This is a genomic window from Fulvivirga sp. M361 (assembly GCF_007097395.1).
In the GTDB taxonomy this organism is placed as follows: Bacteria; Bacteroidota; Bacteroidia; order Cytophagales; family Cyclobacteriaceae; genus Fulvivirga.
The window spans coordinates 24,773-47,626 of the sequence record NZ_VKDC01000013.1 but is presented as its reverse complement, the minus strand read 5'-3'; the positions used below and the strand labels follow the sequence as shown (position 1 = coordinate 47,626).

At 41.5% G+C, this 22,854-nt stretch carries 21 protein-coding genes; 11 read left to right on the top strand and 10 right to left on the bottom strand.

The window, feature by feature from the left end; genetic code table 11:
• Window positions 1–222 precede the first annotated feature (222 nt).
• Window positions 223–1,596: a sigma-54 dependent transcriptional regulator gene (locus FNH22_RS15670; RefSeq protein ID WP_143399359.1), complete on the top strand. Its 1,374-nt coding sequence runs from the start codon at window positions 223–225 to the stop codon at window positions 1,594–1,596.
• Window positions 1,597–1,825: 229 nt separating this feature from the next.
• On the opposite strand, the gene FNH22_RS15665 is transcribed toward FNH22_RS15670, so the two are convergent.
• Together FNH22_RS15665 and FNH22_RS15660 are read right to left on the bottom strand one after the other, a co-directional pair.
• Window positions 1,826–2,704, bottom strand: a complete 879-nt coding sequence (locus tag FNH22_RS15665; protein ID WP_221420283.1) for an NAD(P)H-binding protein — start codon at window positions 2,702–2,704, stop codon at window positions 1,826–1,828.
• Window positions 2,705–2,708: 4 nt separating this feature from the next.
• Complete coding sequence (locus FNH22_RS15660; RefSeq protein ID WP_143399357.1) at window positions 2,709–3,263, bottom strand: nuclear transport factor 2 family protein; 555 nt, start codon at window positions 3,261–3,263, stop codon at window positions 2,709–2,711.
• 129 nt (window positions 3,264–3,392) lie between these two features.
• Between FNH22_RS15660 and FNH22_RS15655 the strand changes: the two genes are divergently transcribed.
• The gene (locus FNH22_RS15655; RefSeq protein WP_143399356.1) at window positions 3,393–3,806 is read left to right on the top strand and encodes a helix-turn-helix domain-containing protein; all 414 of its coding nucleotides are present in this window, start codon (window positions 3,393–3,395) and stop codon (window positions 3,804–3,806) included.
• 117 nt (window positions 3,807–3,923) lie between these two features.
• Here FNH22_RS15655 and FNH22_RS15650 read toward each other — a convergent pair whose 3' ends face one another.
• The 5 genes from FNH22_RS15650 to FNH22_RS15630 form a co-directional block, all read right to left on the bottom strand.
• Window positions 3,924–4,067: a DUF2256 domain-containing protein gene (locus tag FNH22_RS15650; protein ID WP_143399355.1), complete on the bottom strand. Its 144-nt coding sequence runs from the start codon at window positions 4,065–4,067 to the stop codon at window positions 3,924–3,926.
• Window positions 4,064–4,693, bottom strand: a complete 630-nt coding sequence (locus tag FNH22_RS15645) for a flavin reductase family protein (protein ID WP_143399354.1) — start codon at window positions 4,691–4,693, stop codon at window positions 4,064–4,066. The genes FNH22_RS15650 and FNH22_RS15645 overlap by 4 nt, the downstream gene beginning before the upstream one ends.
• Window positions 4,668–6,125 (bottom strand): cryptochrome/deoxyribodipyrimidine photo-lyase family protein, encoded by a 1,458-nt coding sequence (locus tag FNH22_RS15640; RefSeq protein WP_143399353.1) that lies wholly within the window; start codon window positions 6,123–6,125, stop codon window positions 4,668–4,670. Before FNH22_RS15640 ends, FNH22_RS15645 begins: the two co-directional genes overlap by 26 nt.
• A gap of 243 nt (window positions 6,126–6,368) precedes the next feature.
• Window positions 6,369–6,638, bottom strand: coding sequence for a TIGR03643 family protein (locus FNH22_RS15635; protein ID WP_143399352.1), 270 nt, complete (start codon window positions 6,636–6,638; stop codon window positions 6,369–6,371).
• 245 nt (window positions 6,639–6,883) lie between these two features.
• On the bottom strand, window positions 6,884–8,431 hold the full coding sequence (locus tag FNH22_RS15630; RefSeq protein ID WP_185154248.1) for a pyruvate kinase: 1,548 nt from the start codon (window positions 8,429–8,431) through the stop codon (window positions 6,884–6,886).
• Window positions 8,432–8,473: 42 nt separating this feature from the next.
• Between FNH22_RS15630 and FNH22_RS15625 the strand changes: the two genes are divergently transcribed.
• The 5 genes from FNH22_RS15625 to FNH22_RS15605 all read left to right on the top strand — a co-directional run bounded on the left by FNH22_RS15625 (window position 8,474) and on the right by FNH22_RS15605 (window position 15,719).
• A complete protein-coding gene (locus FNH22_RS15625) occupies window positions 8,474–9,823 on the top strand; it encodes a PAS domain-containing sensor histidine kinase (RefSeq protein ID WP_143399350.1) in 1,350 nt (449 codons plus the stop codon).
• 67 nt (window positions 9,824–9,890) lie between these two features.
• The gene (locus FNH22_RS15620) at window positions 9,891–11,579 is read left to right on the top strand and encodes an alpha-amylase family glycosyl hydrolase (protein ID WP_143399349.1); all 1,689 of its coding nucleotides are present in this window, start codon (window positions 9,891–9,893) and stop codon (window positions 11,577–11,579) included.
• 24 nt (window positions 11,580–11,603) lie between these two features.
• A complete protein-coding gene (locus tag FNH22_RS15615) occupies window positions 11,604–12,401 on the top strand; it encodes a PhzF family phenazine biosynthesis protein (protein WP_143399348.1) in 798 nt (265 codons plus the stop codon).
• A 1-nt stretch (window position 12,402) separates the two neighbouring features.
• The gene (locus FNH22_RS15610; RefSeq protein ID WP_143399347.1) at window positions 12,403–15,102 is read left to right on the top strand and encodes an alpha-amylase family glycosyl hydrolase; all 2,700 of its coding nucleotides are present in this window, start codon (window positions 12,403–12,405) and stop codon (window positions 15,100–15,102) included.
• Window positions 15,103–15,287: 185 nt separating this feature from the next.
• Window positions 15,288–15,719: a DUF2721 domain-containing protein gene (locus FNH22_RS15605; protein WP_143399346.1), complete on the top strand. Its 432-nt coding sequence runs from the start codon at window positions 15,288–15,290 to the stop codon at window positions 15,717–15,719.
• 18 nt (window positions 15,720–15,737) lie between these two features.
• Here the strand turns inward: FNH22_RS15605 and FNH22_RS15600 are convergent, their stop codons facing one another.
• Window positions 15,738–16,043 (bottom strand): isoamylase early set domain-containing protein, encoded by a 306-nt coding sequence (locus tag FNH22_RS15600; RefSeq protein WP_143399345.1) that lies wholly within the window; start codon window positions 16,041–16,043, stop codon window positions 15,738–15,740.
• Window positions 16,044–16,196: 153 nt separating this feature from the next.
• Between FNH22_RS15600 and FNH22_RS15595 the strand changes: the two genes are divergently transcribed.
• Together FNH22_RS15595 and FNH22_RS15590 are read left to right on the top strand one after the other, a co-directional pair.
• The gene (locus tag FNH22_RS15595) at window positions 16,197–16,928 is read left to right on the top strand and encodes a hypothetical protein (RefSeq protein ID WP_143399344.1); all 732 of its coding nucleotides are present in this window, start codon (window positions 16,197–16,199) and stop codon (window positions 16,926–16,928) included.
• Between the two features lie 52 nt (window positions 16,929–16,980).
• Window positions 16,981–18,192, top strand: a complete 1,212-nt coding sequence (locus FNH22_RS15590) for an MFS transporter (RefSeq protein ID WP_143399343.1) — start codon at window positions 16,981–16,983, stop codon at window positions 18,190–18,192.
• Between the two features lie 350 nt (window positions 18,193–18,542).
• Here FNH22_RS15590 and FNH22_RS15585 read toward each other — a convergent pair whose 3' ends face one another.
• Complete coding sequence (locus tag FNH22_RS15585) at window positions 18,543–18,971, bottom strand: hypothetical protein (protein ID WP_143399342.1); 429 nt, start codon at window positions 18,969–18,971, stop codon at window positions 18,543–18,545.
• Between the two features lie 117 nt (window positions 18,972–19,088).
• Here FNH22_RS15585 and FNH22_RS15580 point away from each other — a divergent pair, with 117 nt between their 5' ends.
• Complete coding sequence (locus tag FNH22_RS15580) at window positions 19,089–19,622, top strand: RNA polymerase sigma factor (protein ID WP_143399341.1); 534 nt, start codon at window positions 19,089–19,091, stop codon at window positions 19,620–19,622.
• Between the two features lies 1 nt (window position 19,623).
• Window positions 19,624–20,199: a hypothetical protein gene (locus tag FNH22_RS15575; protein WP_143399340.1), complete on the top strand. Its 576-nt coding sequence runs from the start codon at window positions 19,624–19,626 to the stop codon at window positions 20,197–20,199.
• A gap of 57 nt (window positions 20,200–20,256) precedes the next feature.
• Here FNH22_RS15575 and FNH22_RS15570 read toward each other — a convergent pair whose 3' ends face one another.
• On the bottom strand, window positions 20,257–22,845 hold the full coding sequence (locus FNH22_RS15570; protein WP_143399339.1) for a TonB-dependent receptor: 2,589 nt from the start codon (window positions 22,843–22,845) through the stop codon (window positions 20,257–20,259).
• Between the last annotated feature and the right edge of the window lie 9 nt (window positions 22,846–22,854).

The following is a 22,854-nucleotide window of genomic DNA, read 5'->3' as shown; positions in this document are numbered from 1 at the left end:
ATTTTTAATTATTTTGAATTACATGAGTGTATCATAAACATACGCATGAGTGTATCATTTATGATACAACTTTTAACAACCCGAGCAGATACTTTACTAAAAAAAATTCCATTACGAAATAAAAGTGCTTATCTCCCTCCCTTGATGCTCTTTGCGATTCAATTGTATCATTTTCATAACAATTTTTGATCACTTTATGGATCATATCCGTACATTCAGGACATGAAAACGAATGCCAGCATACTCATAGTCGATGACGACAGAGACGTTTTGGAAACAGCACGTATGTTTTTAAAACAGGAATTCAGCCAGGTGGATATCGAAGAAGACCCGAAGCTTCTCCCGAAATTAATGACGGGTAGTAACTATGACCTGATCTTGTTAGATATGAATTTTAAAAAGGGAGTGAATGATGGGGAGGAAGGTTTTTATTGGCTTGATCGCATCATGGAAATGGATAAAGATGCCATTGTGATCCTGATCACGGCTTACGGAGAAGTGGACCTGGCGGTAAAAGCCATGAAGAAAGGCGCCACGGATTTTGTGTTGAAACCATGGAAAAATCAAAAACTGTTGGGCACGATACTCTCAGCATTAGAACTTGGAAAATCGCGTAAGAAAGTGGCCCGGTTAAAAGAAACCAGCCAGGTACTTTCTAAAGATAATAACCAGGGATATGAAGATTTCATAGGACAATCCCCGGCCATCAAAAGAGTAAAGGAATTGATCAATAAAGTAGCTAAGACTGATGCTGACGTATTGATATTAGGAGAGAACGGTACGGGTAAAGAGCTGGTAGCACGTGCCATCCACGGTCGTTCGTTACGGAAAGAAGAAGTATTCATCAGTGTTGATCTTGGAGCTATTACCGAAACGCTGTTCGAAAGTGAGCTGTTCGGTCACTCGAAAGGGGCCTTTACAGATGCCAAGCAAGACAAGACGGGTCGGTTTGAGCTTTCGTCAGGAGGCACCATTTTCCTGGATGAGATCGGCAATCTCTCCACTCCGTTGCAGGCCAAGCTACTCACCGTTTTACAAAGTAAAACGGTACGCAGAGTAGGCTCTAACCAGGAAATTCCGGTGGACTTCAGGTTAGTTTGCGCCACCAACATGCCTCTATATGACATGGTCTATGAACAACGGTTTCGACAAGACCTGCTTTACAGGATCAATACCGTGGAGATCAGGCTTCCGTCGTTGAAAGAGCGTATAGATGACATCCCCATTTTGGTAGAACACTTTCTAAAGGTGTACCGCAAAAAGTATTTCAAACCACAACTTACCATAAGCGAGAGTACGTCTGAAAAGCTAAAAAAGTATCATTGGCCCGGTAATATACGCGAGTTACAACATGCGGTAGAGCGTGCTGTCATTTTGAGCGATCAGGATCAAGTCGATACCATTGAACTATTCATCAACGCCACTTCCGGACAGCGCGTAATGACTGGCAGCGCCTCACGAACACTGGATGAAATGGAGCGCGATTTCATCCTGGAATCCTTGGAACTCAATGGAGGGAACGTGACAAAAACAGCCCAAACCTTAGGGCTGACCAGGACAGCGCTTTACCGACGGATGAATAAGCATGGGATATGAAAGGTGCAAATAGGGTCTCCCGCAATTACTTTCAGTATTACTACGCCAAACCTAAAAGTAGAGTCCACACATTGCTTATTATATACAATATTAATAACCATGAACTATAATCTAATTGAGCTGGAAATCATTTAAAAGCTCATAATTTCTATTACCCAAAGTTGCTATCTGGTTTTTGAACCAGACAGCAACTTTAAAAGCGGAACTAAATTTTGAAACCTCATGCTGATCACAATCTTGAAATAAACTTATTTTGAATTACGTCTACCAGGGTGGTAGGTGTATAAACTTCAGCTGTACGAGGTGTAGCATAAGCGCCATTAGGATCCCCCAAAGCAACATAAAGGTCTACCATTTCCTTTTGCACAATCTCATTTGCTCCAAACCGGGCAAATTGATTTTTGATATCCTCATAGGTTACTTGCTTGTATACAATTTCCTGTTGCAGCTCTGCTGAGAATATACTGGCTGCCTCTTGAAGGGTAATATTAGTCGGCCCCATAACATTTCTGGTCCATTGCCCCGCCCAATGCGCATCCATCAGATAATCTGCTGCAACATCTCCGATATCGTCAGCACTAATAAAAGGGATGTCATGATCCGGAGCATACGGAAAGGAAAAACTGCCATTTTTAAGGATATCCTCTTTTTGCAGTAAGAAGTTTTCCATAAAATAACCAGGCCTTAAGAAGACTACATTTGACGCTACTTTTTTGAAGGCCTGTTCTAAATTACCCACGTAAGTTACTGTACCCAAATTATTAGCGGCACCTGCACCAAGAGAAGAAATGGCCACTACACGTGGAATATTGTTTTCTTTGATGGCTTCTACCCCGGCAGTGATCACATCATCATACCATTCTTTCAGACTGGATGCACCAAGGGTTGGAGGTATAAGCCAAAAAAATGCATCTGCTCCTTTTGTATGTGCAACTACCTGTTCTGCATCACGCATATCCACTTCGTAAGCAGATGAATTAGGTATCCTGAGGTTTTGTAACGAATCAAGATTGTTCCCTAATAATACCACTGAATGATTTGCTGATGCTATTTTTCCGGCTACACGGCTGCCAATGTTTCCTGCGGCAGCACCAATTACTATTTTCATGATTTTATTGTTTTGATTTGTCATTAAACATTTTACTAACTTCTTTATCATCCCCCATGGTAGATACAGCCATAGGATTCCAATATTCTTTGTAGTGGATGATCTTTCCTTTTTTCAGGGTAATACGAACCACATAGTCTTGTCTGTAAAGCTGATTTGTCGAGGGGATAATAACTTCCCCGTGAAATTCGGCCCAAATCACATTTCTTTGTGCTGCCCGATAGACGTTCACATTTGAAAAAGCTATATCTGGCATATTCGCAAGCGCACCTTTTAAATAATGGCCATACTGCGTTTTGTCCAATGAGGAAGGCGTACCTAATGAATAGGCGTACGGGTATTCAATAATGGCTTCCTCATCAAAAAGTTCCAGTACATTTTCTGCCCCCAGATTGAATGCTTTTAATAGATCCTCAACAGTGTCCCCCTGCTTACTTCTGGGATTTACTTTTTCCGTTTTCCTGGCTTCGGCCTCAAAAGCGGGGGTGGATTTTTGAGCCTCGGTCGAAAGTATAGTTACAAATACTAATACGACCCATAACATTTGTCTTGTTTTCATCTCTTTCCGAATTTTATATTTAACTATTTACATTGTTTAACAAATTTAAAAGCATAAATTTACTTATTAAAGTAGGTACTTACTAGTAAGTTACTAACTTTTAGGTAGTAAATAGAAAAACATACCATAATGGCGGAAAAAAAAATCAACAAAGAGGTAAAAAAAATTTCATACATGGAATCATTGGCTGCCAGAGCCATCTTTGATGAAAACTGTATTATACATCAATCCTTTGCACTGATAGCCGATAAGTGGACGTTGCTGGTCGTAACAGTCCTGATGCAGGGAACAAAAAGGAACAGCGATCTGCTAAGGCAAGTCATTGGCATTTCACCTAAAATGTTGGCTCAGACCCTGAAAACTTTGGTGAAGTACGGTATGATCTCACGGAAGGTCTACCCCGAAGTACCACCTCGTGTTGAATACACGTTAACCGAGTTTGGAACGAGCCTTGCCAAACCATTGTCCGGACTTTATGATTGGTCAGTGGATTGGGAGGAAGAACTTCGTACGGTTTACCGGAAGAATAAAGCGAAAAAATAAAATCTGCGGTCAATGTTTTAAGCAATCGGCTTAGGTAAATGGATGATAGGCTTAATTCCTATGGGATATACAGAACCCTGGAAAGCCCTTAGTTGCCAGATAGGAGTAAAGATGATATCAATCGCTTTTTACATTCTTATTTCTCCTGCATTTTTCGCTGCAATATTTAACCTGTTCCCAATCTTTCGCCCATTTTCGTCGCCATGAGAAGGGCCTTGCGCATACCACACAGTTCTTACTTGGCAAGTCACTTTTTTTCATTCAAAACCAGGAAGTTCATTCGTCCTCACATACGGAAAGCTTGTTAACTTATTTAAACTGTAATAAGTGTTTAGTCCTGAAATGCCTACACCGAGACTACTGGCAAGATCAAGTTGTCCTAACTCATTGATGGCCTGATCGGGAAAAGATACCATTTCAACAGAACCTATTATTAAGGTGCAATCATTCGGTAATGGTATACTTTCCAACAGTTTCATTCCTATTTTCACAGGACTGTCCTTCACAAAGGGGGCCGGAAACTCATCAATTACTTCTTTGTCAATCTTCATTCTAACAAACTCTGATTCTTCCCTGGGGAGTTTTGCAGAAGTATAATGTGCTTTTTTTATGAATGACTCTGCAATATGATTAATAGTATAATACCCGGTTTCCTGAATATTACGGAAGGTATCCCGGGGTACCTCTGATTGAGGCCTGGCGATAAACCCCAATTGGGCAGGGTTGGACCCCAAATGAATTACAGAAGAAAAAATGGCTACATTGTCTTCTCCTTTTACAGAGCGTGTTGCGATAAGGTTCGCAGGTTTGATCCCTGAAATGGAATTGATCAAATTCAATCTCCATTTCCTCTCTGATCTTTCAAGTTCTTTTCCGGTTAGTTGCATTGCCCCTCGTATGTAATTTTATTATTCTCTGGTTTTCTTTTTTCACTTTTAATTCTTTTCGGTGTCCCCATATTTTAGCCCGTGCTTTTTTACCCGTTTTTTGAAGGTCTACCAAGGGGGCTGGATAGTCCAATGTGGTTCCTGAAAATGCCAGATCAAGAGTGGTCATTTTCCAGGGTTCATGGATGAATTCAGTCGGGACATTTCTTAATTCAGGCACCCATTCCCGAATAAAAATACCATAAGGATCATGTTCCCGGGATTGTTTCACAGGATTGTACATCCGGATGGTATTGATCCCTGTAGTCCCTGCCTGCATTTGGAATTGCGTATAATGTATGCCCGGCTCATAATCTAAAAATAATTGGGCCAGGTGATATACACCCGTCCGCCAGTCACAATCAAAATGATGACAAAGTACTGAAACAAGCATTGCCCGCATCCTAAAGTTGATCCATCCGGTAGATTTCAGGCATCGCATACAGGCGTCTACAAGCGGAAACCCTGTTTTACCCTCTTTCCAACCTCGAATTAATCTTTCGTCATTCGCATGTTCTAAGATCTCGTAGCCGCGATTTACACAACGTATTTCATATTGACATTCTACTTCAAACTTTTGAATAAAATGACAATGCCATTTCAAGCGAGTAAGCAGTCCATTAAAACTTCTTTTATTACTTGAATAATGGGAATGTTTTTTCACAAATTGATACGCCTGCTTTACAGATAGGTTACCCCAGGCCAGATAGGGAGAGATTCGACTGCACGACCTCCTACTTTCTTGTGGCTTTGAGATGTGCCTACTATAATTTTTTCCACGATCCTGACAAAAAGATCTCAAATATTCCCAGGCATAAAGCTCCCCGGCTTTTTGAAACTCTGGAGGGTATTCATCCCATTCTTTTTTTATAGAACTATTTAAATGAAACGTATGCTTAATCACGGGGCCTCTGTAATTCGAATACTGGTTTTCAATAATGCCGTCGTGCATGGTAGCATACCATTGCTTATCCCAGCCTTGTCTGTTTTGAATACCACGGAGAATACCATCCCTTTGAAATTCCGTCCACTTTATTCTGTTTTGTTCAAGAAACTTTGAAACTGCCTTATCCCTGTTCCACGTATTCAAAATACCACTTTCTTGATGGGAGAACACTTTTTTCACTTGAAAACGTGCATGAAGAAATTCAAATACCTCTACTGCTTCAGCATAAAAAATAATAACTTCTCGATCATAACTTCGGAATAGCTTATTGATCGCTCTGATGGAATGATAAACAAACTGCAAGTGCCGAAGTGAACAGTCAGCATAGTGGATGACCGATGGCTCAAAAATATATATAGGAATATATTCTTCACCGGCCTGCTCAGCCACATGAAAAGGAAAATGATCCTGGGTTCTCAAGTCTCTTTTGAGCCAAACAATATTCATGTCATGAGCTCTCTTTGCAAATAAAAGGGGCAGAAGCCCATTCCTGGATCAACCTTTTCGCCTTGGACCAAAGCAACGGCAAAGTCTGAAGATACTTGAAAGTTTTCCTTGTTGATCGTACTCGTTTTGAAATATAGGGGCTTACATAAAGTAAAACCTCCTCCATGCACTTTCTACTGAAGTCATACTTCAAAAGGTCAATATGAGCCCTACTTCCTATCTCTGATCTGTCAACAGGTAATTTCACCTTTTTGATATTTTATTGTTTGAGATAGTGGTTTGTCTTGAACATTTAAAGCGGTTAATATGACTATTTCTTTTTCTTAAATGCTTCTGGCTAACACCACTGCTTACTCGTTTTCTCCAACGTTTAAAAGAGCTTGGTTTTAACTCCGTTCTCATGATCTTAATTACTTCAGCTTCTGAAATAGAAAACTGAATTTGTATTGCTTCAAAAGGCGTACGGTCTTCCCAGGCCATTTCAATTATCCGGTCGATATTCTGATCAATCATTTTATGTCGTTAAACTTTCAAACAACTTGTCATACATTATAATGTGGTATGTGGAGAGTTGTTCTAAAAATTTTGATCTTAATTGATCTCTATGAAATTCTGGCACCTATTAGACCGGTTGGTTTTCTGTCGTTGGAAAAGCTAACACTCCCCAGGGTTTTACTTACAAACAAAAAATTTACAGCTTAGACCTCATAGAAAAAAAAGTTAACCCCGGATCATGCATTAAGATTCGTTATGAAAGTTCAAACCAGGTTAGCACTCACATCCAACCGGGGTGACATAGCGGATGACTTCGATTGATAGGCCTCCATATTAGAAAGCATTGCATCCAGCAAGATAATGGTTTCCACAATATGAGGACCTTTATTTAGCATTACACATTCTGCTTTCAAAGAAGCAGCAGCATCTGTGATTTCTGAACGGGCCGGTGTACCCTTTTTCGCCAGGCTTTCCAGCACTTGCGTGGCCCAAATTACAGGAACATGGGCGGCTCCACAGATATTCACAATCTCAGTTTGCAAACGCGCCATATTCGCCCATCCGGTTTCCACTGCCAGGTCTCCTCGTGCTATCATTACTCCTACCGGACCCCATCGCATACCATGCAGTAAGATGTCGATAAGGTTTGTAAAGGCCTTTTTTGTTTCAATCTTTAATACCACGCCAAAGTCTTCTTTGGTATGGTGTTTTTTTAACTCTTCTATTAACTGCTTGATATCTTGAGCCGTATTCACAAAAGAAACGTTTACAATATCTGCGTGAGTCACTACAAATTTCAGGTCTTCCTTATCCTTTTTTGTCAGGCCAGTAAGGTCCAGGTTTGAATCCGGCAGATTGATCCCTTTGTTCTTTTTTAATTTCTTACCATCTATCCCAGCCACTAAAGTCTTTGCCACAAAATGATCTGACTTAGTTTCTGTAATCTCTGCCATGATCTTACCGTCATCGAACAGAATGTGTTCACCAACTTTTACGCTATCAAAAACCACCGGCGAACTACATGTAATATGGTATTTTTCACTTTCTTTATCAGGTGTAAATGGCTCTTTATGAATATAAATGGCATCATCCGGTTTAATAAGAAGCGGCTTATCCATACCGCCTGTACGTATCTTGGGGCCGGCCAGATCCATAGCAATTTTTATCTCTTTCTTAAACTCCCTGCCGGCCTTTTTCACATGGTAGATCATATTTTTCCAATCATCCGGTGTGTCATGCGCACAGTTGATCCTCACCAGGTTCGTAGCGCCACCCACAATCCTTTTCACCAGCTCGTAATCGTGAGAAGCTTCTGAAGGCAATGTTACCATGATCCTGACCCTTCGGTCACCACTCAACATACCCAACAACTGTTCGGTATTCTTATCGAGCATGTTCATTCCATCCTGTATGGACAGGTCCGGAACCGGGGTCTCTGCTTGCCGGTCATCTGTAAGTTTTCTTAGGATATATCGTATGCCTTCCAGGCTACCTTTGACATGACGTTGGGCTCGTGCCAGCCGGGATATGCCAAGGAAACCGAGTGCATTCTGCAAAGCACTCAGATCCCGACCTCTTATCGCGCGGTAATAAACTAAATTGACCGCACTCATCTTATTGGAGGAATGTACCCTGGCAAGCTCTTTTTTGGACAGAGCAGTTTCTTTCTCCAGTATAGGGAAAAGCTCTTCTACAGCTTGCAAGACCGTTTTTAGATAATCAGGGTCGTAATAACTAGGCATGGTATTTATTGAAATGGAAAAGATTACAAATTCCCCAATTAGTTTGGCGATGTCAACGGTTTCTCTCATTTTCATAGCTGACAATAATCATATTCGTTCCGATCTTCTCAAATGCACCATTCATTCAATTTTAAAGTGATCTTCAGGCTGGTACTTATTCTGGCTAATATGATCGTACTATCGTTGATCTTTGGTGACATGCGACTTTTTTTCAACCAGATCATTTTAGGTATCACCCTGGTAATACAGATAATAGAAATGATACGCTACATCAACCACACCAACAAAGAGCTAGCAAAATTTCTACTGGCCATCAGGCATGACGACCTGGCCATCTCCTTTCATAAATCAAAACTCGGCAGGTCTTTCAGAGAATTGCACGGGTCTTTTGAGGAAATAGTAAACGCCATAAAAAGCGTTAAAATTGAAAAAGAGGCCCAGTTCCAGTATTTAAAACTGGCAGTAAACCGGGTAAACATTGGTATAATTTCTATAGAAAACAACCAGGATATCGTTCTCTTTAATAACTCGGGGAAATCGCTTTTAAGTGTACAGGGTATAAATAACCTGGCTATTTTAAAAGAAAAAGTGCCTCAATTCGTAAAGGAAATCAATGCAATAGGCGAAGAAGGCCGAAAACTTGTCGAGCTTAAGGTGGATGGGGATATAAAGACTTTGTCCTTAGATGTAAAGTCTATGGTTATGCTGGACAGATCTTATAAGCACATTACCTTCCAGGATATCAGGGGTGAAATTGAGCAAAAAGAGATCGAGGCGTGGCATAAACTGATCCGGATACTGACACACGAGATCATGAATTCCATTACACCTATATCTTCGTTGACCGAGACCATGCAATACATGCTGGAAGAAGGTGGCAGACAAAAGCCATTAGAAAACCTGGATGACGAAGTGATAAAAGACATACGTTTTTCGCTTAAAACCATCCAAAAGAGAAGTGACGGGATGCTCACCTTCATTGATGACTATCGCAAACTGACGAAAGTAGCCAAGCCACAACAAGAACATGTTTCTGTTAAAATACTTTTCGAAGAAATTAGCCTGTTAATGGCACCACAATTGGAAAAAGAAGACATCCGGCTATCCATACATGTGACTCCCGACGATATGTCCATCTATATGGATGCTCATCTCATGGAGCAGGTGTTGATCAATATGATCACCAACAGCCGTCATGCTTTAAAAAATAGACCCGGTGGCACCATCCATCTAAAAGCCTACAGGGAACCTCAGGTAACTATAGAGGTAGAAGACAACGGAGCAGGCATAAATGAAAAAGAGATCAAAGAAATTTTCGTCCCGTTCTTCTCCACAAAAAAAGAAGGATCCGGCATAGGTCTGAGCCTGTCAAAGCAAATTATGCACTTGCACGAAGGGAATATTAAAGTACGATCAACCCCGGGAAAAGGCACCACTTTCCAGCTATCTTTCAAGAGATGATATTTGCTTCTTTTTTTCAGGCATTTTTTTGATACCTTAACGGCTCAATTTACCCTAAACCAAAAAAATGAGATCAAAATTATTCCTATTGCTATTCGCTTTGGGGGCTTGTACAGGCACCCAAAAACCTAACGATGAAACCCAAACCACCACGACTACCGAAGAAGTAAAGCCCTTTGTTTGGAACAACGCCAACATCTATTTCTTACTCACCGACCGTTTTAACAATGGCGATAAGGCCAATGATCAGGCTTTTGACAGGAAGCCTGATGGCGCCAAGTTGCGCAGCTTTGAAGGCGGAGATATTAAAGGGATCACTGAAAAAATAAAAGAGGGGTATTTCGATAAATTAGGCGTTACTGCTCTTTGGTTCACACCGGTGTGGGAACAAGTTCACGGTTTTACTGATGAAGGTACAGGGAAAACTTATGCTTACCATGGCTATTGGGCCAGAGACTGGACAGCAATAGACCCAAATTTCGGCACATTCATGGACCTGAAAGAAATGGTGGATACCGCCCATGAACATGGCATCAGGGTACTGCTGGATGTAGTGGTCAACCACACCGGTCCGGTAACCGATATAGACTCACAATGGCCTGATGACTGGGTCCGCGTTTCTCCTACCTGCGCATTCCAGGACATAGAAACTACCACACGCTGCACACTGGTAGAAAACCTGCCGGATATTTATACTGAAAGTGACGCACCTGTAGAATTACCTGCATTCCTTGTAGACAAATGGAAAGAAGAAGGAAGGTTAGAGCAAGAAATGAAGGAGTTGGATACTTTTTTTGCTAGCACAGGTCTGCCCAAAGCACCACGATTTTACATCATGAAATGGATTGTAGATTATGTCAGGGAATTAGGCATTGACGGTTTCAGAGTAGACACTGCCAAACATACGGAAGCGGAAATATGGGCAGAGCTAAAAGAACTGGCTGTTGCCGCTTTTGAAGGTTGGAAAAAAGAAAATCCTGATAAAAAACTGGATGACCAACCTTTCTTTATGATGGCAGAAGTCTATAACTACCGGTTACACAGCGGACAGGAGTTTGACATGGGTAAAGGGGAAATGGTCAATTTCTACCAAAATGGTTTTGAAAGTTTGATCAACTTTGCCTTTAAAGACGACGGCCATCGTAGTGCTGAGGCCACGTTCAGTGAATATTCAGAAATACTTAATACCGGTAACCTGAAAGGATATTCTGTTGTAAACTACGTCTCTTCGCACGATGACGGCCATCCCTATGATGTAAACAGAGACAGCACATTGGTGGCCGGGACCAAATTATTACTTGCTCCGGGAATTACTCAAATATACTATGGAGATGAGACGGGCAGGCCACTTGTGGTTGAAGGCACCAAAGGTGATGCTAATTTGAGGTCCTTCATGAATTGGAGCGAACTGGATGCCGAAGCAACGGCCAACGGAAACAACGCTGAAGCTATTTATGAGCACTGGGCAAAGCTAGGTCAATTCAGAAAAGACCATATTTCAGTAGGTGCAGGTATTCATGAGAAAATTGGAGATGCTCCTTACACCTTCAAAAGAACGTATTCCAAAGATGGTTTGGAAGATAAGGTATTAGTTGCTTTGGATATCAGTGCAGACCATTTAGTGATACCAGTAAACGGCCTGTTCAAAGATGGCACTGTGTTAAAAGAGTATTACAGTGAGCAGGAAGTAACTGTTAAGAACGGAGTGGTTGATATTTCTGAACCAGGCCGTTTGGTGCTTCTGGGAGAATCGTAATAGCGTACCTGTTTTTTATTGAAAATGGCTATTGATAAACTGCCCTTATATCAGGTCGACGCTTTTGCCAGCACGTTGTTCAGTGGTAACCCTGCAGCCGTTTGTCCGTTGAGGTCCTGGATTGAGGATGACGTTATGCAAAAAATAGCAGCAGAGAATAATCTTGCTGAAACGGCTTTTTTTGTCCCTGTAAAGGACCATTATGAACTCAGGTGGTTTACTCCGTTGGTAGAGGTAGATCTCTGCGGTCATGCCACTCTGGCTTCTGCCCACGTGCTTTATCATCATTTAGGATATGAAGCGGACGAGATCGTTTTTCAAACAAAAAACGCCGGTCCATTAAAAGTGTTCAGGCAAGGAGATCAACTTACCCTGGATTTTCCATGCGATGAACTACAAAAAGTGACCGTACCGGAGGGCCTTTCAGAAGCCTTGGGCACCACTCTGACCGCATGCTACAAGGGTAAAACGGACTACCTGGTTGTAGTAAAAGACCAGGAAACTCTCGATCAGTTATCACCGGATTTCCGGGCATTAGCTCAATTTAAAGTCCGGGGGGTTATCGCTACCTGCCGCAGCAAAAAATATGATTTTGTATCACGTTTTTTTGCTCCGGCTGCAGGAGTTGATGAAGATCCGGTAACCGGCTCCGCTCACACCTCCCTGGTACCTTATTGGGCAAATGAGCTTAACAAAAATATACTTAACGCCCAGCAACGGTCCAAAAGAGGTGGAGAGTTACACTGCAGCCTGAAGTCTGGCCGTGTCTTTATCTCCGGAAAAGCCACAACCTACCTGGTAGGTGAAATCAACATTTGCTAAAATGAACAAACCAATATCCATGACCTTGATCATTCAATTTGTCACCATTCTATTCCTTAATACTTTTATGTCCACTCCATCCATGGCACAGTTTACCGACCAGGAACGCTTACAAGGGTACAGCTCCGGAAATAATAACACTATATTCATTTTTGATGAAGGAAAATATGGTCTTAATGACTTACAACGTGTAGTAATATCCGGCGCTTTCAATGCATGGGACCATGGTATGGATGAAACACCCTGGGCTTTACAACACCATGAGAATGGCATCTGGACGCTCACAGTGGAAGATGCCATAAAACCTTCATCCCCTTTTAAATTCAGGGTTAACGAAGGACTGTGGCTGGACCCTCCAACAGAAGCCCCCAATGTACAGGGAGGTAACCTGATCTTTATGATGGGCGTTGAACCTCCTGAATTAAAAGCTGAAATTTACGATGCTCGCACTATATGGATAGATGTCAAAGGTGTAGACCGGTCTTTTGATCCAAACAAATATAAACTGACCAACTCCCTGGGAGAAGAGATCAAAATAGAAGCGATACTGCCCAATACCGATACCAAGACATTGATCAAACCGGCAGGTGAACTGGACATACGTAAAGTCTACTTTTTAGAGTTACCTGACCAACAGTTAAAAACGGTTTGTTCCTACGACGGTTGGTTTAGGTCATTGTATTCTGACAAAGATTTAGGGGCCAATTTGGTAGATGGAAAACGCACTGTTTTCAGAATATTTTCCCCAAGAGCTGAAGGTGTCAAACTGTATTTATATCAACGTGCCAAAGATGAAAAGGCGTTCCAGGTGCTCGATATGAAAAAAGACATAGATGGCGTATGGGAAGCCTATGTAGACGATAACCTGAAAGGGGTATATTACGATTTCACAGTACATGGTGCCGATGAGCCAGGCAATCATTTCTATGAGACCAACCCTATACACATCAGCGACCCTTATGCCCGGGTAAGTGATGACACCTGGGGCAAATGCCGCGTTTGGAATAAAACCATACCTGCCACACCTTTGAAAAATGGCATCCCAAAAATGGAAGATGTAATCGCCTATGAGGTGCACCTTCAAGATTTTACAGACCTGTTACCGGTAAATGACGATCTAAAAGGCACACTACCCGCCATGGTAATGCCAGGATTGAAAAATAAAAAAGGCTATAAAGTTGGCTTCGATTATTTGTTGGACCTGGGCATTAACACGGTACATCTTATGCCTGTCCAGGAATACCTCCACTACCCGGATGAAATATGGAAAGCTTCTTTCAAAGATGATCCTTATATGATTGAGCAAGGTATCAGCGAGGAAAATTACCAATGGGGTTACCGTACCTCTCATTGCTTTGCCATTGAGTCCCGCTTTCGTCAACGCGGTACAGAGCCCGGTGCAGAGAGAAATCAATTCAGAGACCTGGTCCAGGCATTTCATGATAAAGATATTGCCGTAATTATTGATATAGTGCCTAATCATACGGCTGAAAATATGGATGGTGGCAGCTGGTTTTTTCATTTTAATGTATTGGATAAAATCTACTACTATCGCACTAAAGATCTTGATCATATAGGTGAATATGGTAACGAGGTAAAAACTGAAAACAGGCCCATGGTACAGCGTTGGTTGATTGACCAGTGCACTCAGCTCATTGAAGAGTTTGGCATAGATGGCTTCCGGATCGATCTGGCCGGGCAAATTGATGAACAAACACTGATTGCGTTAAAGCAGGCCCTGGGAGAAGATAAGATCGTTTATGGCGAGCCTTGGATTGGCAGCAATGACCCGGAATATGAAGCTAACCCGGCCTGGGATTGGTACAAAGAAGACTCTCCCATCACTTTTTTCCAGGATGAAAGTCGCAACGCTTTCAAAGGGCCGGTTTTTGATATCGCAAATAAGGAAACAGACCGCGGTTATGCCGGTGGCCATGGAGATTTGAGAGAAGATGTAAAAAAAGGGTTGAGTAATCAATTTGCAGAAGATAAGACTACCGCAAGCGGTATTAACTACCTTGACATCCACGATAACTGGGCGCTGGCAGATCAGCTCTCTAAAAATGAAGAATGGGACGGCCGTACCGGTGCCGATGAAGACCGTATCAAGCTGGCAGCGGTAATGCTTTATACGAGCATGGGGCCTATCGTATTACATGGAGGCACGGAGATCATGCGCAGCAAAGCACATGGCCCTTTGGAAGAAGTGGAAAAAGAAATGACAAATGGTGTTAAGGTGTATCTGCATGGCAAACGCGACACATATAATATGCGGCGTGCCAATCAGTTTCTATGGGATAATGTAGGCAAAACGAAGAAAGATGGCGCACTCGACTATGCAGGCATGTATGCTTTTTGGAAAGGCCTGAATGAATTTAGAAATAGTGACTATGCAGATGTATTCAAAATAAGCGGGGCCGTCCCTCAGGATCATTTTCAATGGATAGAACCGAATGATAATCGATTGCTGGGATACATTGCAGGAGATAAAGTAATGGTATTGATAAATGTAGCGGAAGAACCTCTGACATTTGAAAACCTGAAGTTTCCGGAAGGTAAATGGAAGTTGATCGGAAATAATGATTCGGTCAATGTTCAAAAAGGAGTAAAAGATGATAGCGTCTTCAGGAAACCTACTCCCGGAAACGCAACAAATTTCACATTACCTGCCGCTTCGTTTAAAATGTGGGTAAGAGAGTAAATACACCTGCATTCAACTTTGATCTTAGACTAATTTCACATTTTAACCCGGGCCCAATGCCCTTAACTAAACGGCATTGGGTCCGGGTTTAACCAGTAAGCAAAAAAAGAGAATAGCAGGCATTACCATGTCCAAATTTGCTTTTTTCTCTTATTTCATCTATTATTCAATAACTTAGTTGTGTGATGACAGAATGGTACATACCTGTTACATTACTCCCGGGAGTAGGGCTGTTAATAATGTCTACCTCTAACCTGATGAATTCATTGAGTGGGGAACTCTCCATGCTGATCCATGAACATGACAACGCCTTTCATACCATTATTGAAAAGAAAATAAGTCAGATACATCTGCTGAATAAATCCCTTTCCAGTCTTTATATCAGTTCAGCAGCTTATGTTCTGGCAGGCTTAATTGGCGGCCTGGGTACTTCTCAAAATATGTTGGTGGAAACCGGACAATTCTCTTTGATGATCTTAGGAACAATTTGTGTTTTAATAGGATTGATCTGGCTTACTCAATTTTCTTACCGGGCGGTAACCATAAAAAGGGCTCAGTTCAAATTAAGTATTGAGCTAAAAAACAAAAAGCCTCAAAATATTGAGGCTAAACAGTGATTTTTGCAAATGATATCGTTAAAAAACGATCACTGAATTCTCTTCTAAGGAAACTCCGTTACTTACATATTTATCCGCTTTCCAATCATTTTCCCATCTCTTATTGTCTATGAGGTACCGGAATTGATATTCCCCTGATGGATCAAGGTCTACGGAAGCTTTAAATGAACCGTCCTTTTGTTTCGTCATTTTAATACCACTGGACCAGCCAGTGAAATCACCGAAAAGCTCTACTTTTTTAGCGCCTTTAACCGCCGTTTTCGGTATACTTAGTGTTACTTTTGCCGTCGGTTTTGTTTTGAAGAATTGTTTTTTGATAGCCATATGATTTCGATTTAGTGAACTAACCTGGTATAAAAAAAACAAAGAACAATGGTTTTAAAAAGTCTTTTTTCAAAAAATCCGTCTCTCAATTAGTTTAAGAAGTGACATAACGATCCAGTACCAGGAAATCAGAACGTTTATTAAAACATTCTCATGAGAAAAATACTAATTATAATTGTTATTATACTAGCTACCCTCCTGATTACCTTTATATTGGTCAATGAACCGAGACCTGATGGTAAAAGTGGAGTGGAAGCCGAGCAGTTGGCAAATAAAATATTGACTGCCGTTAACTACCAGGGTTGGACCAAGGTTGGAGCTGTAAAATGGTCGTTTAGAGATAGTCATCACTTTCTTTGGGACAAAAAAAGAAATTTGGTAGAACTACTCTGGGATGATTATAAGGTACTATTAAATCCAGAGACACAGGCAGGACTGGCTTACCAAAATGAAGCACTGGTTGCCGGTAAAGAAACTGAGGACTTATTAGAAAAGGCATGGTCATACTTTGCAAATGATTCCTTTTGGTTAGTAGCTCCGTTTAAATTAAGGGATCCGGGCACGAAAAGAGAGTTAGTCAAAACAGATCGGGGAGACGCCTTGCTGGTCACCTATCAATCCGGTGGTGTCACACCAGGTGATAGTTATCTATGGATAGTAGACGACGAAGGTTTGCCGGTAGCCTGGAAAATGTGGGTAAATATAATACCTATTGGGGGGATGGAGTTCTCATGGGAGTCCTGGGACACCTATACTAACGGGGTGAAACTGGCATCGCTGCACAGCGGTATGTTTGAATTGGAAATTACCGGAATTGCCACAGCTGATACTATATTAGAATTTACCAGTGGTCAAGATCCGTTCAGCGCACTATTAAAAAACTAAGTGCCTGCAGCAGGTCTATCTCTCCTTAATTTTAAATACCTTCACCACCTTTATGTCCAAAGAGAGAACTTTCCTCCTGGTACTGGCCGCTGCACTTTTTACACATATTCTGGACTTTATGATCATGATGCCCCTGGGCTCACAGCTCATGCGCATATTCAATATCAGTCCGGCGCAATTCAGCTTTTTAGTGTCATCTTATACCTTTTCCGCCGGCGCTTCGGGTTTTCTGGCTGCTTTTTTCATTGATCGCTATGATCGAAAAACAAGCCTCATTTTCATCTATTTTGGTTTTATAGGAGGTACACTAACCTGCGCTTTTGCTACTACCTACGAGTTACTGCTTATTACACGATCTGTTGCCGGTGCATTTGGCGGTGTACTTGGTGCGTTGGTACTATCCATTGTGAGTGACGCTATTCCATTAGATAGAAGGGCCGCGGCCATAGGGTTTGTAATGGCTTCTTTTTCGATAGCTTCTGTAGCCGGCGTTCCTCTCGGGCTTTATTTAGCTTCTGTATTCAGCTGGCATGCACCGTTTTTATTTCTTGGTGGAATCGGCATACTCATTGGCTTGCTTATCACCCTTTTTATTCCGTCTATGCGTACTCATATGACTGACAGAGATCAAAAACAATCACCGTTGAAAATATTGAAGACCATTTTTGGACGTAAAAATCCGCTCATGGCGCTTCTTTTTACAGCTATTCTCATGCTGGGTCATTTTACGATCATCCCGTTTATAGCACCTTATATGGTAGGTAATGTTGGGTTCAGTGAAGGTGAGCTCGCTTACATTTATCTCATAGGTGGTGGAATCACTATCTTCACGTCACCACGTGTAGGAAAGCTGGCGGATAAATATGGGCGTGAAAAAGTATTTACCATAAGCGCGTTACTGGTATTGATACCGGTTCTTATCGTGACACACCTCCGGCCTGTTCCTCTCTGGCAGGCACTGATCGTAACAGGCGCCTTCTTCGTCCTTGCCAACGGCCGGATAATTCCGTCCACTACAATGGTGACTTCCGTTATCAAACCTGAAAACCGTGGTAGTTTTATGAGCATAAGATCATCTGTACAGCAGATCGCCTCGGGACTGGCAGCACTAATGGCAGGTGCGATCATTACAGAGTCAGAACCCAGTATAAACCCGGAAGTAACAACGTTGGTCAATTATGATATTGTAGGTTATGTTACAGTTGCGTTCAGCCTGATAGCATTATTAATAGCCAGGAAACTGAAGGTAGTTTCAGAAGTTTAAAAAGGTCATCATCGCTTCTTATAAAAATAGCGTACCAGAATAACCAATATACCCGATGGTAATATACCCTTTATCGACTTATGCTGACTTTTATCCGAACCAGGGTTCGAGACCTGCTCTACAACAACAAAAGAGGATTGTGAATCACTAAATACTTCAGACCAGCAAACTACTGAAACTATGATAAAACAAATAACAATGCCACTTAATGAGATCTTACGCAATTGCGACTTTACATGATTCAACATGGTCTATGTAATGGATGATACTATAAAGACTTGTATCTATGCACTTTTGTTACAGTAACCTTTAATTAATTTTAAGAAAACACTAGTGGAATACAGGTTAGATCAGCCTGCTTCATTGATGACCTCATCCTCAATCACAACGGCCAGTTCGGCTTGTTTTGTCAGGCCCACATCAAATTCTTCTTTCAGATCAGCGCTTCTCCATATACCTTTGATCGTCTTAGCGAAATTATCCGTATCGGAAAAGAGACTTGCCTCCATAGAGGCTATGTAAACATTATTCTGGTTATAAATACGTATACCCATATCAGACTTCTCTGCATTCATTCTTCCGTTGAATAAAAACAGATCACCGGTTTTTTCAAGTATATAAGAACCCGTAATGACCAATCCCGTCACCTGAAGGTTAAATTCCACTTTCTGTACCTCTCCTATAGTACCACTGTAATAAAAAAGACTATTTTGAGAGCCGTTTTCATCGTCTTGTGCAACACCATATTGCCATACCATACTCATAATGAGTATCATCATATACTTAATCCCTTTATTCATCTTGCTTAGGCTGTTGTGACCGAAGTTAGTATAATTCATATGAAATCAAAAAGAATGAAAACATACACTTTACAAAAATAATTTACGGTTTTTGTAATGATTCCTCTATTTAGCATACAAATAAATCAGGAAAATGTTGAGCCGTTGAAGGAAACCGAACGCAAATTTGTTGAGCTAGTGGACAAGCATCAAAACCTGATCCACAAAGTATGCCGTATGTATGTGGATCATAGAAGTGATCACAACGACCTGTTCCAGGAGGTAGTATTGCAGCTATGGAAGGCGTACCCTTCCTTTAAAGGACAGGCCAAAATTACAACATGGATGTATCGTGTAGCCTTATATACTGCAATGTCTGATTTCAAAAAACGCCGTAAAACGAGGCTACTCGGTACGCATGAATTACCTCCTTACGCTACGCGCAACGAAGCTGAATCAACGTATGAGCTGGAACACCTCAACACTGCTATTCACCAATTAAATGCGGCTGAACGAGGGATATTAACGCTTTACCTGGATGAAAGATCCTACCAGGAAATATCGGAGATCATTGGAATCACTGAAACCAACGTAGGCGTAAGACTTAACCGTATTAAGAAGAAATTAAAAACCATCATGAACGTATCATAACATGGAACTGGATGAACTCAAATCAAAACTTGACGTTTCCGATGTACTATACAGTGCTTCTGAACTCAATGATATCTTTGAAGTCAAAACGAAGGACGCGGTAAACAGGATCAATCGCAAGATGTGGTGGGACGCTCTGTTCATGATCCTTACCGCTGCCACCCTGATCGTTACCACTTTTCTCATAGGTTTGAGGGACCGTTACCTGATCAGTAGCGAGATCATTATACTCTCTGCCGCTTTATTCATACACTATCGTATCAAGTATTACTTACTGAACCGGATAAATTTTGAGGAGAAATTTAACCATGTGGTGACCAAGGTCTGGAGACGTTTAAAGACTTACATGCGAATGTATGAAGTGGTTATCCCGTTAGGTATAGCTGCATTGTATCTCAATATACAGTTCGATCTTATAGCCATGACGCATATCGAACCTTTCGATAAAATAATACGACTGGGGTTTACCATACCACTTATTTCAGTTGTTTATGTTTTGACAAAAAAACTGGTCCATCTGATCTATGGGCCTGACCTGGAAAAGTTGAATGCCATTATCAATGAAATGACAACATAAGCGTTGAAGGACCCAAATCATCATTAAATATTTTCTACTTATTTCTTCGATCAATAATCAAAATTCTATTCTATAGCTCAACACGGGAATTAATCCAAGTTGATGTGCCGCGCCTATATCTTGCGTGTTTCTTAAATAAAATGTTTCGAGAATGTTTTGACGGTCGGTTACATTTTGAATATCCAGCCTCCATTCGCTGGTAATATTGGGTTTGTTTTTACGTAGACTCAGCTGTAGGTCCAGCCTGAAGTAATTCGGATAACGCTCCTCATAAGCTCTGTCAGTAATCCTTACTTCTTGCCCCTCAGCTATGGAACTCTGTAGGTCAAGGGGCACAAATCGCCGATTTCCCGAAAAAGTTGATTTCACATTTACACCGAAAATATTGTTTTTGCCGTTCTTACCTACCTTAAATTCCTTACCAAACAGCAGGTTAGTTCCAAAATTCCCATTATACCGACTATTTCGCGTTAATCCTTGCTGATTTGTGTATTTAGCTTCATAAATGGAGCCATTGGCAATGAAGTAATACCCCCGACTGAAAGATTTTTCCAATGATAGCTCAATACCATAATTTTCACCTGTCCCTCCATTCACCAGGGCCCTGTTGGTAAACCCTTCTGAAACCAAGATGGTTGAAAATGGATCATCTTCGAACCCGCGTAGCACAGGGATGTCATAAAGGTCCTGGTAATACACTTCAGTTTTAAACCTTAAGTTAGAACGAAAGGATCTCTCATATCCAAGTACATAGTGCCTGGATTTTGTACTCCTCAACCCACTATTTCTAAGACCAGTTGGCCCACCTTCCGTAAAAATATTGGCTAAATAATATTCCAGGGACTCCAACCGGCTATGTACACCAAAACCACCGCTGATCACTTGGTTTTTACGAATATTCCATTGAAAACCTGCTCTTGGTTCAAAAGAGGTCTCATCACTAAAATTGAAATGAAACACATGTAGCCCTCCCACTAACAAAAAGCGGGGAGTCAACCTGTGCCTGGAGGTGAGATAACCCTGAAACGTATGTGAGCTACCTTTTTGATTGAAAAAATTTATACGTTGAAACTCAGGTTCATTAAAGGGGTTTTCAACACGGTTAAAGAAATCATACGAAAGTCGCCTGTAAATAACTCCTGTCTCAGCAAACGTCCTGGCACTAAATTTTTTACTAAGAGACGTAGAAGCATTAACATAAGATTTTTTAAACGCCGAATGATTGATGAACGTAGAATCAGTATTGATAAAATTTGTGAAGTTGTCATCCACCTGAGTCCCGGTAATACCTATTGTGGTTTTTAAAAATGATTTCTTCCCAACCGGGAATAAATGATTTACCCCTAAAACACCCAGATCATATGTCTCGAGGTCATCAAAGGCCCGGGGAATGCTTTCCGTGAACTTACTCAAGCCCCCCAGACCAAACACAGAAAATGTGCCTGCTTTCTTTGTGGGCACATTAACTTTGAGCGAGAGATCCTGGAAGACGTTTTTTTCAGTTTCATCCTGGATATTGATACCCATAGAGCTTAAGATAGCTAATGTAGAATATCTGTAATTTATCAAATAGGAGGATTGTCCGCCTTTTTTCAGGGGGCCCTCACTAGCCAGGTCCAGGCCTAAAAGGCCGAACTGCACAGTGTTTTCAGTTTTCTCATTATTGCCTTTTCTAAGCCTGATGTCAAAAACTCCCGACAGCGCATTTCCATATTCTGCTGGAAATGCGCCTGTAAAAAAATCGGACCTGCCCATCACATTGGTACTCAACATACTGATTCCCCCGCTGGAAGCCCCTTCCGATGAAAAATGACTGGGACTCGGAATTTCCATTCCCTCTAACTTCCACAACAATCCACGTGGTGTATTCCCACGGATGATAAGCTCATTGGTGCCATCATCACCCCCACTTACACCTGCGTAAGCGGAAGCCAACCGGGCAGGATCTCCTACACTTACGGCATACCTTCTTGTTTCTTCGGCTGTAAATGACCGGGCACTGATCGTTGCCAATTCATTTAAAGGGGCCGAATCAGTGCCATCTGCCTCCACCACTATTTCTTTCATCTTCATGATAGATTCTACAAGCTCCAGGTTTAAAACAGTCTCCCTGCCGGAGCCAATAAGTATCTCGGGTAAGACCATAGACTCATAACCAATGTGATCGATCCGGATGGTTTTTCTGCCAACACGCACATTTTCAATTCTGAAATAACCGTTAAGGTCAGTATTCACACCTTGTAGTGGCTCAGTACCGGCTACAAACACGCTTGCTCCAACGATGGGCGCCTGAGTGTCCCCATCTACGATCCGACCTCGAACGGTTTGACGCAGATCGGTATATTTAAGTATTATTCTATTGTTTGAAATCACATAATCAATGGGTAGATCTTCAAAAAGCTTATTCAGTCCTTGCCTTAACGGGACACCTATCTCATTAATATTGATCATCTCTCCCAATGGGATCTTATTATTACTGTATGAAAACTTCACCTTAAACCTACTGCGGATATCGCTCAGCACCTCTTCCAGTCTAACTTCCGAATAACTCAGGTCAACTTCAGCATCAAGAGGTGAAAATTCCTGGGCATTACTGTTCTGAAGCATTACACATAGCATGATCAGCGAAAAGAATATTCTGTTCATAGTAATTTT

Bases quoted from the DNA above. Each gene is read 5' to 3' on its own strand.
- FNH22_RS15670 (WP_143399359.1), top strand. From the start codon at position 223: ATGAAAACGAATGCCAGCATACTCATAGTCGATGACGACAGAGACGTT.
- FNH22_RS15665 (WP_221420283.1), bottom strand. From the start codon at position 2,704: ATGAAAATAGTAATTGGTGCTGCCGCAGGAAACATTGGCAGCCGTGTA.
- FNH22_RS15660 (WP_143399357.1), bottom strand. From the start codon at position 3,263: ATGAAAACAAGACAAATGTTATGGGTCGTATTAGTATTTGTAACTATA.
- FNH22_RS15655 (WP_143399356.1), top strand. From the start codon at position 3,393: ATGGCGGAAAAAAAAATCAACAAAGAGGTAAAAAAAATTTCATACATG.
- FNH22_RS15650 (WP_143399355.1), bottom strand. From the start codon at position 4,067: ATGAAAAAAAGTGACTTGCCAAGTAAGAACTGTGTGGTATGCGCAAGG.
- FNH22_RS15645 (WP_143399354.1), bottom strand. From the start codon at position 4,693: ATGCAACTAACCGGAAAAGAACTTGAAAGATCAGAGAGGAAATGGAGA.
- FNH22_RS15640 (WP_143399353.1), bottom strand. From the start codon at position 6,125: ATGAATATTGTTTGGCTCAAAAGAGACTTGAGAACCCAGGATCATTTT.
- FNH22_RS15635 (WP_143399352.1), bottom strand. From the start codon at position 6,638: ATGATTGATCAGAATATCGACCGGATAATTGAAATGGCCTGGGAAGAC.
- FNH22_RS15630 (WP_185154248.1), bottom strand. From the start codon at position 8,431: ATGAGAGAAACCGTTGACATCGCCAAACTAATTGGGGAATTTGTAATC.
- FNH22_RS15625 (WP_143399350.1), top strand. From the start codon at position 8,474: ATGCACCATTCATTCAATTTTAAAGTGATCTTCAGGCTGGTACTTATT.
- FNH22_RS15620 (WP_143399349.1), top strand. From the start codon at position 9,891: ATGAGATCAAAATTATTCCTATTGCTATTCGCTTTGGGGGCTTGTACA.
- FNH22_RS15615 (WP_143399348.1), top strand. From the start codon at position 11,604: ATGGCTATTGATAAACTGCCCTTATATCAGGTCGACGCTTTTGCCAGC.
- FNH22_RS15610 (WP_143399347.1), top strand. From the start codon at position 12,403: ATGAACAAACCAATATCCATGACCTTGATCATTCAATTTGTCACCATT.
- FNH22_RS15605 (WP_143399346.1), top strand. From the start codon at position 15,288: ATGACAGAATGGTACATACCTGTTACATTACTCCCGGGAGTAGGGCTG.
- FNH22_RS15600 (WP_143399345.1), bottom strand. From the start codon at position 16,043: ATGGCTATCAAAAAACAATTCTTCAAAACAAAACCGACGGCAAAAGTA.
- FNH22_RS15595 (WP_143399344.1), top strand. From the start codon at position 16,197: ATGAGAAAAATACTAATTATAATTGTTATTATACTAGCTACCCTCCTG.
- FNH22_RS15590 (WP_143399343.1), top strand. From the start codon at position 16,981: ATGTCCAAAGAGAGAACTTTCCTCCTGGTACTGGCCGCTGCACTTTTT.
- FNH22_RS15585 (WP_143399342.1), bottom strand. From the start codon at position 18,971: ATGATGATACTCATTATGAGTATGGTATGGCAATATGGTGTTGCACAA.
- FNH22_RS15580 (WP_143399341.1), top strand. From the start codon at position 19,089: ATGATTCCTCTATTTAGCATACAAATAAATCAGGAAAATGTTGAGCCG.
- FNH22_RS15575 (WP_143399340.1), top strand. From the start codon at position 19,624: ATGGAACTGGATGAACTCAAATCAAAACTTGACGTTTCCGATGTACTA.
- FNH22_RS15570 (WP_143399339.1), bottom strand. From the start codon at position 22,845: ATGAACAGAATATTCTTTTCGCTGATCATGCTATGTGTAATGCTTCAG.